We start from the raw sequence: 13,384 nt of genomic DNA, 5'->3' as shown, positions 1-13,384 counted from the left end.
CTTGGTCGTTCATTGGGGCGGCAGCGTTGCGGCCGTTTTCCCTAACTCGCTTGATGCTGCGGACCGTTCGCGGTCACTTGACCCGTCGGTAGTCGATCTTGAAGAGCAAACGCGTCAGCGGAGCCAGGAGGAGAAAGGTGAAGAGTGCGAACCCGCCCCCGGCGCCGCCGGCGATCGTCGGGAAATCGCCGGGCTTGATGAGTTGGCCGATCACCCCGCCGATCAGGCCGAACAAGGCGGGCCCGAGGAGATAGCCGAAGAGCTTTTGACTCGCTGGTGCCGCTGCGCGAAGCCTTTTCCGGCGGCGGGCAATGGTCTCGCCGGAGTCAGTCCAGATGAACTCCTTGAGTGAATACGCCTTGCCACACGAGGCGCACATCGTGCCGGTCGTGAACGTAAACGGGTTCGAGAGCGCCTCGAAGTCGTTGCCACTGACGACGGTCTGATCGCCACACCGTTTGTGCTGGTACACTCGTGATGTCGGAATTACGCTCATCTTGGACAAATCCCCCGTGAATGAATGATCCCACGATACAACGGACGGGGGTGGTGGAGCAACCAGACCCATGCATTCGCCAGTGGTCTGCTCCCCAAAAAAATGGTCCACCTGAAATGGGAGTCCCTCGGTAGACTGTGCCAAGGAGGGACCCATAAAGAAGCGGAAGCGATCGGCGGCGGCCATGACTGCCCCCGATGGGGCCAAGATTCGACGGCTGGTTATCCGGTCCACCGCGAATTCAAAGGGGTCAGGAGCCGATATCGCCGTTTCGCCTCCTGCCCCCCTTGCATTCTCCGATCGAGCCACCCGTCGGTCGGCAGGCCCTGCGGTTTGGTCCCGCGTCCGGAATCACTGCGTGACCAGTCCCTCGATCCGCGCGACCTCTTTAGGCTCCAGCCGGAAATCAAGGACTTCGAGAGCGGCCTGCATGTGATCGGCGTCGGTGGTTCCCGTCAGAACCATCATGCCGACGTCGAGTGCGAACCGGAAGACGACCTGGGTGACGGCCCGGCCATGGCGTTTGGAGATCCGGGCCAATTCGGGATGGGCCAGCACCTCACGGTTGGCGGTCAGCAGAGAGAAGCCCTGGTAGACCAACGCATTGGCGGCGCAGAAGTCCCGGATAGGTCGGTCCCAACGCCGGGCGGCGTAGCATCGGTTTTGGACGAACCGAGGTCGGACGCGTGCCCCCCGGCACAGGTCCTGGAGTTGTTCGAGGGTGACGTTGCTGACGCCGAGCATGCGAGCCCGGCCGCTCTCCTGGATGGCTTCCATCGCGCGCCAGGCCGACCCGCTGAGTGGGGCCGTGCAGCAAGTAGGAATCGATCACGGCGACGCCCAGGTGCTCGAGCGAGCTGGCAAAAGACTGCTCGACCTGGAGCGGGATCGGAGCGTCCGGATCGTAGGGCAGGCGGTGGTCCTGCCCCTCACGGAACGTGAACTTCGTTTGAAGGAACAGGTCATCCCGGCGCAGCGGGCCGGTTGCGACCGCCACCGCAATCGCTTGCCCGACCGCAGCCTCGTGGTAATGGCGACGCTGGTTGGCGGTATCGATGCCCCGAAATCCGTGTTCCAAGGCAAGTGCGGTCAGGTGTTGCGTCTCGTTTTCCTTCCAGGCGGTCCCGTACAGGAAGCGGGGCACCCGGGTCCCTTCAATCGACATGGTCCGGTCGGACATCGACTCCTCCGATTGTGATTCATACTCCGGTCCAAATCTCGCCGCGGGGCCCCTCCACTCCCCTGCTGCACGTGACGGAGCGATTGGCGAGCGATCGGCGGCCAGGCACCTGAAGTGCCCGGCCATGGCTGTCTTTCGACCGGATCGACGCCGAGCTCGAAGGGCCTCCTGAGGAAGGATGAGTAGGTTCCCCAAAAGCCTAACGGTCTCATGGTACCGGTACAAAGCCCGGTAGCCACACTCTGCTACCCCGGCTGCGGTTGTCTGGGCGCCTGCGCACAGCTCATGCGGGAGTGATGCCCATGCGGAAGCGACCGGTCCTTGTCCTCGTCCTGCTCGCGCTCCTTGCGTTCGCCACCCGCTCGCGGTCGCAGCTCGACGCCTCCCCGAGATCCACGGTCCCGCTGATGGAATTGCTCCGCTACGAACCGACCGGACTGTCGTTGCTCTCCCCCTACGCGAGGGGCAAAATCTCGGTCCTCTTCATCCACAGGCTATGGCGGAGCCCCTCGTCGTGGCACCGGATGATCGCGACGCTGGAGGAGGCCCCGGAGATCGCGGGGCGGTACCAGTTCTGGACTTTCGGATATTCGACGGGCGACCCGATCTCCCGTACTCGGCCCACCTGCTGCGACGGAACAGGGAGGAACTGCGTAGGAAGCTCGACCCCGACAGGTCCGACGCGACGCTCGACCGGATGGTCTTGGTCGGGCACAGCATGGGCGGACTGCTCACGAAGATGATGGCATCCACGGCCGGGGACCGCCTCTGGCGCGTCGTGGGCAAAAAAAAAGCACATCGCTTATCAGCAATTTCCATTAATCATCATGTCACAATTATTTTTTTCAGTTATCGAAGCCCTGCGATCGCCGCTTGACACGCATGTATGGATCGCGCCGAACAAAGGGGAATCGTCCAGCACGAAACGACGATGCGGGCGGGAGGCCTTGACGGCACATCAAGGCTGAGAATCAGCACCTAGCGGCCATCCCCATGCTATTCGACTGGCTGACCATCGGCGGCAATTTACTTTCAACTCCGCCAGCCCGGTACGCAGCCCAAAATCCCAATAAGCACGCTAATGTGTTCAAATTCTTGCTAATATCGCCAAGAATTTCTGAACGACTCCCTTGGCGTTCTCAAAGCATTCATTGGCGTCGAAGCGCTCGACGACTCGTATCCCATATGCCCTGAACAGCCGATCCCGTTCATGGTCTTGCGCGGCCCGCGAGGCGGGATGATACGGCTCGCCATCGACTTCCAAGATTCCCCATTTGCCCTCATAGCAAACCAGGAAATCGCACTCCAAGTTCTTCCGGCCAGCGGGCGTCGAGAGGCGTCCCATGCAATTGGGGAGGAACAACGCCCCTGATTCATCAAGCGCCACGGCGATCCGCATTTCGCTGTGGGAGCGGAAGCGAAGATTGTTCCAGGTCGTCCTGACCTTGCTGGAATCCGCGACCTGATTATGGACGAAACCGATGCTCGCGTATCGGCGAGGCGGCGTGCGCCAACGGAGCCAAACCTCCACAACGACCGAGACTTCCACGCTGACATCGAACTTCACCACGACGGCATCGGGCGGTAAAGCCGCTTCCACGATGTGCCTCATGCCGCGCAAATAGGAGTTTCTTTTCGTCAATACACTGTCAGATTCCCACGTGTTGATATATCAATTGATGAGTAGAGTACTGAAAGCATCGTGCCGCCCGGTCATCATCGTGAACTGGAAACGGGTATCAAATTCATCGTATTCCGGTCGTTGTCGTTTCGGCATCGCGATGGTGCCGACGACCGGCAGCAGGCATACGTCCTCGGTGCCTTCGATCAGCCGAGCCAGCGCGATTAGCAACCGGGAAGTAAGCAGATCGAGGTTTTCCATCTTGGGACTCACTTTGCGACCCACAGTGCGGCGTGGAACGTCTTGGAGTTCCTGGCTGGCGACTTCCGAGCCCCTCTGGCCGGCCAACCGGCTCCCTCTCTCCTCGTGAGAGCACCGAGCCGAGCGTTCTGCGGAGCGATCATCGGGTGCGGTACCCATCCAGATCGTATATCCCATAGTCGAGAAACATTACCATGGCGAACGTATCCTTGGTCCTGATTGAAGGGTTGCCTCCGGAGACCGGAATTAAGGCCGTCGCCCCGCTGAAGAGCCGGATCTCAATGCAATTCACGTCAAGCGCCTTCACGCCTCCCTCCAGGTCGACGGATACGATCTCCTCATAGGGCAAGCAGAGCCAGTCATCACCCCGGTTGAAGTGCAACCCCCGATTGGTGATCAGGATACACTGCTCGGCGGACCCAGGAACGTTCTCGTAAAGCCCGATCGCGGCCTCGCCTTCGCTAAGCCGAACCCCGTCGAGTAGTATGCTGTCGTCGTTGGCGAGATTGCGATATCGCGGGAGCCTCCTCAAATTGCGGTGGGCCCGCATAGCCACCGTTCTTTCCATCTATCCCTCGTTCCTGGAATTCGTCGCGAAAAAGGCCCGCGTTCCACGCGTGGAACACTTGGGGCAGAGTAGCACGAGGTCTGGACAGTCGCGACATTCCACGGGCACACATCTCCTCGTGGAACATCCGATAATGGGCATGATGTTCAACACGTTGTGCAGGGGCTGGCGCCGGCGGTAGGCTGCCGATGGTGGCTTACTCGCGGGACAGTCAGGCCACAAGGGAATGACCGGGACGCAGGAGACAACATTGACCTATCGCTCGCTGTTCGACAGAGTCCTGGATCGGCTTGAAGCCCTCGGGACCGACTACACCCTCGTCAAATCGGGGAGGGCCGAGGAAAAGAAAATGAGGAGTGTCGAGAAGGCAATCGGCCTGAAACTGCCTTCCGCCTTGCGTAACTTCTACGGAACCTACGCCGACGGGTTCATCCTAAGCTGGAGTGAAGAGGAAGAGCACGGGGTCCTGGATGTGCCATCGTTGCGCGACCTCATCGGCTCGGTCAAGAATTTCAGAGATATCCCGTCGAAGCCTGAGGAGTTCCAGTTCCCGCCGGGGATGGGAGAGGAAAGGGCGACCGAAATCGCGCGACGCATGGGTTCGTGGGTGCCGCTCCAGACCGACGCTGAGGGGAACGGCCTGTGCGTCGATTGCGCGACCGAGGGCGGCCCGGTGGTGTACTACGAGCACGACTGGTTTTCAGGCGATGGTGTGACCCACGCGCACATCTTCGCGCCGGACTTCGAGAGCTTTGTCCTGGCCTGGTCGCGCGTCTGTTTCGTCGAACCAACGTGGTGGCCGGAGGTCTTCGGTGAACGGGAAGTTGGCTGGGATGAACAGCTTTTCCCCGTAAAGTATCGTTTATAGCGGCTGTTTACAGTCGCACCCCGGCGGGACAACGACCGGCGTTTCGATCCGGGTCGTAGGCAAGAAAAGGGGTCGGGCAAGAAAAGGGGTCGGGAGTCTTTTTGCTCGACATCACCGCTGCGATTCGGTTTTCTGACAGCATGCCACGGCGCCGACGGTTTGCGATGCGAGCGATCGGTGGCCAGGCACCTAGACTGGGTATCGCCGCGTGTGAATGTGGCCATGCACCCAGCAGGGCAAGTTAGATCATTTGAGAAGAGTGTCGATTGACTCGCGGCCCCGAATGCATTGCCCAGATTCTCTGCGTTGCCCTGCCTAGGTGCCTGGCTACCGGGTTCTACTCCGAAAGGCTCGCGCGAGCAGGCCGTGAGAACGGCCGACGTCGAGACATCATTCGGGTTCCGCTTCGACCCGAAAGCCGCAAAACGCAGCGCGGGGGCCCAAGAATTGCGGCATTGTCCTTTCGTCGAGGAACCCCGGGACTTGACAGGGGCCCGGTCCACGCGATGGAGGCACTTGGCCATGAGAGAGACCCGAATCACCTTGCCGGAACTCGCCTTGATCGCCGGCACGCGCGGGATGCTTGGCGCGGGGATCGGCCTGCTGGTGGCGGACCACCTTTCGGAGGGCCCGCGCAAGGCCGTCGGCTGGACGCTCGTGCTCGTCGGCGCTCTGACCACCATCCCCTTGGCCATGGAGGTGCTGGGCGCGATTCGATCCACCGACCGGGCGAGTTGGACGGAACCTCGCTCCGAGCTTACGCATGTGTACGTCGGGTGAGACGCACCGCTTCCTTGGCCATATTCAAGGAGCCGCTCATGTTGATTGAGTTGAGTATCGTCCCGCTGGGTAGCGACGTGCAATGGAGCGACCAGCTTGCCGAGGCCCTGAAGCTCGTCGATGCCTCGGGCCTCCCTTACGTGCTGACCCCTTCGGGAACATGCATCGAGGGGGAATGGGACGAAGTGATGACCTTGGTGCGCCAATGCCACGAGCGGGTCCGCCAGTCATCGCCGCATATTCTTACGTCGATCAATATCGAAGACGAGGAGGGATGCCGCGACCAGTTGACGCGGAACATCGCCTCGGTCGAGGAGAAGCTCGGCCGCCCGCTCCACAAGATGAGCCCGCGAGGCGCCCAGCCGATGGCTTGAAGTGGATCCGACCCGCGTTGCTTTGCTCGCTTCCATCCGTTCTGATGAGATCGACTTCATGCGCTACCTTGCTCTCGCGGCCGACTACGACGGGACCTTGGCCACCCACGGCCGAGTCGAGGACTCGACCCTGGAGGCGTTGGGACGGCTCCGCGAGTCGGGCCGCCGGCTGATCTTGGTCACTGGGCGCGAGCTCGACGAGTTGCTCACCGTCTTCCCACGCCCCGACCTCTTCGACCGGATCGTCGCCGAGAATGGGGCGTTACTCTACCGGCCGGCGACCCGTGAGGAGCAGGTGCTGGGCGAGCCCCCGCCCGATCGCTTTGTCGCGACGCTCAAGGAGCGCGGCGTCGGCCCGATCTCGGTTGGTCGGGTGATCGTCGCCACCTGGGAGCCGCACGAGTCCGTGGTCCTCGAGACGATCCGCGACCTCGGCCTGGAGCTCCACGTCATCTTCAACAAAGGGGCGATCATGGTGCTCCCCTCGGGCGTCAACAAGGCGACCGGGCTCGCCGTGGCGCTCGACGAGCTGGGCCTATCGCCCCACAACACCGTCGGCGTGGGCGACGCCGAGAACGACCACGCATTCCTCGCCTTTTGCGAGTGCTCGGCGGCGGTCGACAACGCCTTGCCCATCCTCAAGGAACGCGCCGACCTCGTTCTGGCCGGCGACCATGGCGCCGGGGTCGTCGAGCTCATCGACCGGATGATCGCCGACGACCTGGCCGAGGTGGGTCCTCGGCTCCGCCGCCACGCCATCCTGCTCGGCCGACGCGACGACGGCGAGGAGGAGTGGGTCGCCCCCTACGGGGTCAACATCCTGGTCGCGGGCACGTCGGGTAGTGGCAAGTCCACCCTGACGACCGGCCTGGTGGAGCGCCTGGCCGCGTCGGGCTACCAGTTCGTCGTTGTCGACCCCGAAGGCGATTATGAGAACCTGAGCGGCGCCGCCGCCGTGCTGGGCGACAGCCAACGGGCGCCTGCGGCCAAGGAAGTCCTCGACCTCCTGGAGCTCCCCCGGCAAAATGTGGTGGTCAACCTGCTGGGAATCGAGCTAGAGCATCGCCCCGCCTTCTTCCAGACCTTGCTCCCCCAGTTCCAGGAACTCCGGGCCCGGACCGGCCGGCCGCACTGGGTCGTCGTCGACGAGGCGCACCACCTGCTCCCCACGTCGTGGCGCCCTACCGCCCTGACCTTGCCCCAGCACCCCCGCGGGATGCTCCTGATCACCGTCCACCCCGAGCGGATCGATCGGGCCGTGCTCGAGTCGGTCGACCTCCTCTTGGCCGTGGGAGAGTCTCCCGACCGAACCGTCCTCGAGTTCTGCCGAGCGTCCGGCCGCCGTTCCCCGCTCGGGCCGATCACCCTCGAGCCGCGCGAGACCTTGGCCTGGCCGATCGGTGCGGCGATCGACCCGTTCCGGCTCCGCTCCGAGCCGCCCCGCCTCGAACGCCGACGCCATTCCCGCAAGTATGCCGAGGGCGACCTCGGACCCGACCACAGCTTCCGGTTCCGCGGCCCGGAGGGAAAGCTCAACCTCCGCGCCCAGAACTTGATCCTCTTCCTCCAGATGGCCGACGGCGTCGATGACGAGACCTGGACGCACCACCTCCGTCAGGGCGACTACTCCACCTGGTTCCGCGACATGATCAAGGACGACGAACTCGCGACCGAGGCCGAGCAGATCGAGGCGAAAGCCGACTCCCTCTCCCCCCAGGAGGGTCGCGCCGCCATCCGCGCCGCAATCGAAGCACGCTACACCCTGCCCGCCGCGAAAGCGTCGGGTGACACGTCACCGGATCCGGTCGAGTCCGCCCCCGGGGAGAATCCTCATGAATGCGACCCCCCCGAAGTGGGTTCTTAACCACGAATGACACGAGTAGAAGAAGGAGCAATCGGCGGCCAGGCACCTAGGCTGGGCATAGCCGGAGTTCTTGGTAGTTCAAAGGGGCGGGGGCATTGCGACCGTTTCCCCGAATCCCCCCCAAGGCTCCCCTTTAAAATGCCTGGCCCTGGCTGCTTTGGCGCCCGGCCTGGCGCGTTGAGCCAGTCGAGGAACCGATCGAGCCACCCGTCGATCGGCAGGCGCTGCGGCTTGGCCCCGTGGCCGGAATCACTGCATGACCAGTCCCTCGATCCGCGCGACCTCTTTGGGCTCCAACTGGAAATCGAGGACTTCGAGAGCGGCCCGCATGTGATCGGCGTCGGTGGTTCCCGTCAGAACCATCATGCCGACGTCGAGTGCGAACCGGAAGACGATCTGGCTGACGGCCCGGCCATGGCGTTTGGCGATCCGGGCCAATTCGGGATGGGCCAGCGCCTCACGGTTGGCGGTCAGCAGAGAGAAGCCCTGGTAGACCAACGCATTGGCGGCGCAGAAGTCCCGGATAGGTCGGTCCCAGCGCCGGGCGGCGTAGCATCGGTTTTGGACGAACCGAGGTCGGACGCGTGCCCCCCGGCACAGGTCCTGGAGTTGTTCGAGGGTGACGTTGCTGACGCCGAGCAGGCGAGCCCGGCCGCTCTCCTGGATGGCTTCCATCGCACGCCAGGCCGCCCAGTCGGCCGGAACCAGGCCGACCCGCTGAGTGGGGCCGTGCAGCAAGTAGGAATCGATCACGGCGACGCCTAGGTGCTCGAGCGAGCTGGCAAAAGACTGCTCGACCTGGAGCGGGATTGGGGCGTCCGGATCGTAGGGCAGGCGGTGGTCCTGCCCGTCACGGAACGTGAACTTCGTTTGGAGGAACAGGTCATCCCGGCGCAGCGGGCCGGTTGCGACCGCCACCGCAATCGCTTGCCCGACCGCAGCCTCGTGGTAATGGCGACGCTGGTTGGCGGTATCGATGCCCCGAAATCCGAGTTCCAGGGCGAGTGCGGTCAGGCGTTGCGTCTCGTTTTCCTTCCAGGCGGTCCCGTACAGGAAGCGGGGCACCTGAATCCCCTCAATCGACATAGTCCGATCGGACATCGACTCCTCCGATTGTGATTCATACTCCGGGTCCGATCGAGCCGCGGGGTCCTCCCACCCCTTCTGCATGTGGCGGAGCGATCGGCGTCCTGGCACCTAGACTGGGTATCGCCCGGGTTCTTGGGAATTCATTGGAGGTGGCAGCACGACGGCTGTTTCCCCTAAATCTCCCAATTCTCCCCTCTGAAGTGCCTGGCCATGACTGCCTCGCCCCCTTTTTTCACCCAAAAAAACGAGATCGACCCGAATTGCGAAGTCAAGTAAAGTCTGCGGTGCGTGGCCAATCGATTCAAGAAATCCACACAGAGAGATGGATCATGCACCTGTCTTTTCATCGGGTTATCTTCGGGGGGGTGTTGGCCGGGCTGTGTGTATTGACGCAAGGCAGTGCAGCCATGGGACAGGGACAATTGCTAGGTCGAAGGCCTCCTCAGTCGGCCACCAATCCGCCGACGCACCTCGGAGAACCTATACTTGACAAGATCGCGATTAGTGTGGCCCCCAATGCAACTGGAGATGCACTGAAGCTGCAGCAACAAATCGCTGAGAAATTCGCTCGGCAGTCTTTTTGCCCTCAACAGCGAAAAAGGGAGTACGCTTGGATCGCCCCAAGGCCAGATGATGGACGATTGGGACTTTGGCTTTACGGATGGTCTGGCAACATTGCGGATATGACGAAAACATCGGATGGCTGGCTCGTCAGAATCGTGGTGTGGCCACGTTTTGCCAATGGTGGTCATCCGAGTCGCAGGATCGAAAATGGTCTCTATGCCGAAGAGTACCAATACATCGATGGCAAGCTAAGTTTTCAGCAAGCCATCTTGCCAAAGAATCCAGAGCTCCCACTTTGTGTAACGTGGTGATGTCGAAGATAGACTTTGATTGCGTGCGGAAAGCGAATATGAATGTAGCTAGACGTCTCAGCAGGGCAAGGTAGATCATCTGGGAAGAGTGTCGTCTGACTTTCGGCCCCGAATTCATGGTCCAGAGTCTGTGTTGCCCTGTCTAGGTGCCTGGCCACCGGGTTCCACCCATGCAATTGTGAACCGCTCTCACTCACTTCTGAGCATCCGGCTGGTCGATCCTGATGTCGTGGGCGACCTCCTTGGCGTCGTCCTTGGGATTGATCGCGATGATGGCTTCGTATTGATTGAGACCGATTCCTAATGAATGGGATGCCCCTGGGATGCGCACCATGATCGCCGAGACCGGCGGCTTCTCCTGGGAGAGGATGCGGACGGCATCCTTGCCATCCGGAAAGAAGAAGGACGGCTTGTGGTCGGTACCTTTCCCGTTGATTGCCCACGAGGACGTGCTGAAGCAGAGGACTCCCGGACCCGGCAAGACGGCACCGCGATATTCGCCATCCTGGCCAACTTCGTCTGACTTGTCGAAGGCGCCGGCGGCCGCTCCATTTTCCTGGGTCTGGGAATAGCCCCACACCTCCCTTTTGTAAGGATCGTTCGGCGTGACAGGGAAATAGTGGATGACGCCAGGAAATGGCCTGCCAGTGGCCGGGTTGAGCAATGCCTTACCCGTCGCCTTGTCGAGCACGCGGAGGCGGAAGGGGATACCCCGGACGAAGTCGAGATCGAGATTGACCGTATTCTCATCCTCGTTGGTCAATTTGACCCTTGAGCTGGTGATGAAATAGGGGTCATTCGGCTTCGGATGGCCGATCAAGGAATACTCCTCGGCTTTGGGGAGATCGACGAATTTATAGCGGCCGTCCTTGTCGGTCACGGTCCCATTCGCATGGAGAGAAATCCCTGCCCCGAGTGAAATCCATGCCCCTTCGACCGGTTGGCCGGTTCCCTTCTCGCGGGCAATGCCCTTCAGGGTGATTATCGCGGCTGCCGCTTGAGGGGCATCAACGATCGTCACTTGATTCTTGAAGGGCTTGCTCTGCGTGGCCTCGGGGGGAAGCTGCCGCAATCCTTCGATTTTGCCTTGCATCTCTTTGAGATGGTCTTTGACGTTTTGCAGGGCCAGCTTCTCTTTGCTGAACTGTGACTCCGTGACGTAATCGATCTCGCGCAGCTTGCGGGTGAAATCGACCTGGTCCTCGTGCCATTTGACTTCCGGTCGTGACAGAGAAAGTTCGTTTCGAAGCGCGGCGATTCTCTGCTCCAGGCGACGTTCGGCTAGTTTCTGCCACTCGCTCTTCGCCTGCTTCGGAGGAGAGGTTTCCCGGACGGCGTGGGTGGGTGGTACCTTCGCACCGTCCTCATTCCGGAGCGCGGCGAGTGCGAGGCGTTGGGCCGCCTCTCCTTCATCAAGGAACTGCTTGGCGATCTCCATCCTCGGTCTCGTGTATTTCATATAGACCTGAAGCATGATTTCCGCCTCCTCCAGTCGAAACTTGACCTGCTGGAGGGACACTTTTTCGAGTGTCATCCAATTTTCTGCGTGTCCGCCGTTTTCCTGCATCTGCCTGGCCAAATCGACGCGATCCTCGGCCCGTGCGAGATCGGACCTGGCCAGGCTGATCTTACCGCGTAGGATCTCTTCTTCGAGCGCGGAGACCTTGAGTTCGAGGAGCTTCCGGCGCGCCTCTTCCAATCGAGCCTCTTCGATATGCTGCTTCGCGTACATCTCCTCGGCATATTTCAGATCTTGCTCGGCTTTCTTGAAGTCCTCGGCGGTCTTGGCGGCGGCCTGCACTTCGGTCGGCCGCACCTTCGACTTCTCGCCCGATTCGGCTTGGGGCGTCTGCCCCGCGCCGGGGATGATCAGGATCGAGCCACAGGCGAATGCGAACCGCGCAATCCAGGCCGCATTTCTTCGATCACCTTCATCGTGCCTCATGATGGCCCCCAATCGACGTGACGTGACCTCCATCGCCCGCATGCCCAAGATGGCGGCGGGGATCCGCAACCGACTCTTCAACTCGACGACGCCCAGACACATAGGCTGGGTCGCGACCCAGCTTACCAGACTGGCACGGCATGGACGTAGGACATGCGTGCGAATGTAGCCATGCACCTCAGCAGGACAAGTTAGATCATTTGGGAAGAGTGCCGTCTGCCTGTCGGCCCCGGAGCGATCGGTGGCCAGGCACCTAGACTGGGTATCGCCGGGGTTCTTGGTAATTCTTTGAAGATAGCAGCGTGGCGACTGTTCCCGCTAAACCTCCCAGGCCACCCCCTTGAATGTGCCTGGCCACGACAGCCTGGATTTGTGTGTGAGGCCTAGTCTGCTGCCGTCTGTTCTGGGCACAACTTGAAAATGATTATTTTTTGTCGCCAACTGTCAGTGTTCTCGTTTAGTCAAGTGAAGCCGGGGGATTCTTCGATTCGAATTCTGGTCGAGGGGAGATTCAATAAGGACAGGCTCTGGAATGGGCCACAGTCGAGGGCTGGGAGAGCCAGGGAAGGAATGCGTGAGGTTCTGACGAGAACCTGAAGCACGATCGGTAAACCGAGCAGCTTATAGGCGATTCAATCATGTAATAATTCGTGAACTTCTAGTTTCGCTATATTCAACAGACACGATTGATTGTTCAGCTAACATCAGTTATCGTTCGAATTCGTGTAGATGGACCTCTTCGCTATTTGGCCCCCACGGAGGACTGCGATGCGTGCAGCCTGCTACGCCAGTCTCGCCTTGTTCATGTCGCTTGCCCAATCCGCCATGGCGGATCCGATTCACTTCAGCACTTCCGGTCAATTCGACCTTTCCTCGGGGACCGTCGCTCTCAGCGGCATTAGCAATGCGACGGCCGACCTGTCGGTGCCCCTTGGGTCGATTCCGTTGATCGGGGGTCAAGCCCAAGGGAGTACCCCCTTTCACATCCGTTTCGAGTTTGATGGGGGCCTGCCTTCGATCGAGGTGGCCGGGTCGATCGGTTGGATCGGCTACAGCTCGAACGAGTTTATCGAGAATCCGGTGGTCACGACCTCGGCGACTTCGGCACAGATCGACCTCTACCCGACGATTTTCCAAGAAATGCTCGCGCACCCGGATTGGATCCGGACCACTTCGTACGCCGGCTACTTGCCATCAACGAGCATTAGCATGACCGTTCAGCCCTACGATCCCTTCGAGGTCAAAAGCATCCCGGAGCCATCAATGGCTTTGGTCTTCACGACCGGTTTGGCCGCATTGACTGGGTGGGCTCGTCGTCGTCGCGTGAAGGACTGACGCACGGTGTTTCGACCAAGACTTGAGACGGGTCAGGTGGGAGGCAAGTCACGCTTCCGCAGCGACTGGAGACGAGCCGATGTCCTGATAACGGCGATTCTTCATCCCTGGTGCGCGTTGATTCCCTG

14 protein-coding genes and 1 pseudogene are annotated in these 13,384 nt (G+C 61.0%); 7 read left to right on the top strand and 8 right to left on the bottom strand.

Annotated elements, in window-relative coordinates; translation table 11 throughout:
* Positions 1-73: 73 nt before the first annotated feature.
* The 3 genes and pseudogenes from V5E97_RS06100 to V5E97_RS06090 all read right to left on the bottom strand — a co-directional run.
* The gene (locus tag V5E97_RS06100; RefSeq protein WP_406698409.1) at positions 74-496 is read right to left on the bottom strand and encodes a hypothetical protein; all 423 of its coding nucleotides are present in this window, start codon (positions 494-496) and stop codon (positions 74-76) included.
* Positions 497-847: 351 nt separating this feature from the next.
* The gene (locus tag V5E97_RS06095) at positions 848-1,273 is read right to left on the bottom strand and encodes an aldo/keto reductase (protein WP_406698407.1); all 426 of its coding nucleotides are present in this window, start codon (positions 1,271-1,273) and stop codon (positions 848-850) included.
* A gap of 82 nt (positions 1,274-1,355) precedes the next feature.
* Positions 1,356-1,661: pseudogene (locus V5E97_RS06090) on the bottom strand (aldo/keto reductase family protein); the annotation flags it as partial.
* A 317-nt stretch (positions 1,662-1,978) separates the two neighbouring features.
* On the opposite strand from V5E97_RS06090, the gene V5E97_RS06085 reads away from it, so the two are divergent.
* A complete protein-coding gene (locus V5E97_RS06085; protein WP_406698405.1) occupies positions 1,979-2,419 on the top strand; it encodes a lipase family protein in 441 nt (146 codons plus the stop codon).
* A gap of 344 nt (positions 2,420-2,763) precedes the next feature.
* Here V5E97_RS06085 and V5E97_RS06080 read toward each other — a convergent pair whose 3' ends face one another.
* From V5E97_RS06080 to V5E97_RS06070, 3 genes are all read right to left on the bottom strand, one after another.
* Positions 2,764-3,276, bottom strand: a complete 513-nt coding sequence (locus V5E97_RS06080) for a DUF559 domain-containing protein (RefSeq protein WP_406698404.1) — start codon at positions 3,274-3,276, stop codon at positions 2,764-2,766.
* 72 nt (positions 3,277-3,348) lie between these two features.
* A complete protein-coding gene (locus tag V5E97_RS06075) occupies positions 3,349-3,558 on the bottom strand; it encodes a hypothetical protein (protein WP_406698402.1) in 210 nt (69 codons plus the stop codon).
* 139 nt (positions 3,559-3,697) lie between these two features.
* A complete protein-coding gene (locus tag V5E97_RS06070) occupies positions 3,698-4,114 on the bottom strand; it encodes a hypothetical protein (RefSeq protein ID WP_406698401.1) in 417 nt (138 codons plus the stop codon).
* 238 nt (positions 4,115-4,352) lie between these two features.
* Here V5E97_RS06070 and V5E97_RS06065 point away from each other — a divergent pair, with 238 nt between their 5' ends.
* The 4 genes from V5E97_RS06065 (at position 4,353) to V5E97_RS06050 (ending at position 8,012) form a co-directional block, all read left to right on the top strand.
* A complete protein-coding gene (locus tag V5E97_RS06065; RefSeq protein ID WP_406698400.1) occupies positions 4,353-4,994 on the top strand; it encodes an SMI1/KNR4 family protein in 642 nt (213 codons plus the stop codon).
* A gap of 522 nt (positions 4,995-5,516) precedes the next feature.
* Positions 5,517-5,774 carry a hypothetical protein gene (locus V5E97_RS06060; protein WP_406698399.1) on the top strand — a complete coding sequence of 86 codons (258 nt, stop codon included), beginning with the start codon at positions 5,517-5,519 and terminating at the stop codon, positions 5,772-5,774.
* A gap of 38 nt (positions 5,775-5,812) precedes the next feature.
* The gene (locus V5E97_RS06055) at positions 5,813-6,148 is read left to right on the top strand and encodes an MTH1187 family thiamine-binding protein (protein ID WP_406698398.1); all 336 of its coding nucleotides are present in this window, start codon (positions 5,813-5,815) and stop codon (positions 6,146-6,148) included.
* A gap of 58 nt (positions 6,149-6,206) precedes the next feature.
* Entirely contained in the window at positions 6,207-8,012 is a 1,806-nt protein-coding gene (locus V5E97_RS06050) for an HAD family hydrolase (RefSeq protein ID WP_406698397.1), read from the top strand.
* Between the two features lie 249 nt (positions 8,013-8,261).
* On the opposite strand, the gene V5E97_RS06045 is transcribed toward V5E97_RS06050, so the two are convergent.
* Complete coding sequence (locus tag V5E97_RS06045) at positions 8,262-9,113, bottom strand: aldo/keto reductase family protein (RefSeq protein WP_406698396.1); 852 nt, start codon at positions 9,111-9,113, stop codon at positions 8,262-8,264.
* 317 nt (positions 9,114-9,430) lie between these two features.
* On the opposite strand from V5E97_RS06045, the gene V5E97_RS06040 reads away from it, so the two are divergent.
* Complete coding sequence (locus V5E97_RS06040; protein WP_406698395.1) at positions 9,431-9,976, top strand: protein kinase family protein; 546 nt, start codon at positions 9,431-9,433, stop codon at positions 9,974-9,976.
* A gap of 193 nt (positions 9,977-10,169) precedes the next feature.
* Here V5E97_RS06040 and V5E97_RS06035 read toward each other — a convergent pair whose 3' ends face one another.
* A complete protein-coding gene (locus V5E97_RS06035; protein ID WP_406698394.1) occupies positions 10,170-11,921 on the bottom strand; it encodes an MSCRAMM family protein in 1,752 nt (583 codons plus the stop codon).
* Positions 11,922-12,689: 768 nt separating this feature from the next.
* On the opposite strand from V5E97_RS06035, the gene V5E97_RS06030 reads away from it, so the two are divergent.
* Complete coding sequence (locus tag V5E97_RS06030) at positions 12,690-13,256, top strand: hypothetical protein (RefSeq protein WP_406698393.1); 567 nt, start codon at positions 12,690-12,692, stop codon at positions 13,254-13,256.
* The last annotated feature ends 128 nt before the right edge of the window (positions 13,257-13,384 follow it).

The organism is Singulisphaera photorubra (assembly GCF_045290345.1).
Classification (GTDB): Bacteria; Planctomycetota; Planctomycetia; order Isosphaerales; family Isosphaeraceae; genus Singulisphaera.
The sequence above is the reverse complement of the archived record's forward strand: the minus strand, read 5'-3'. Positions and strand labels throughout refer to the sequence as shown.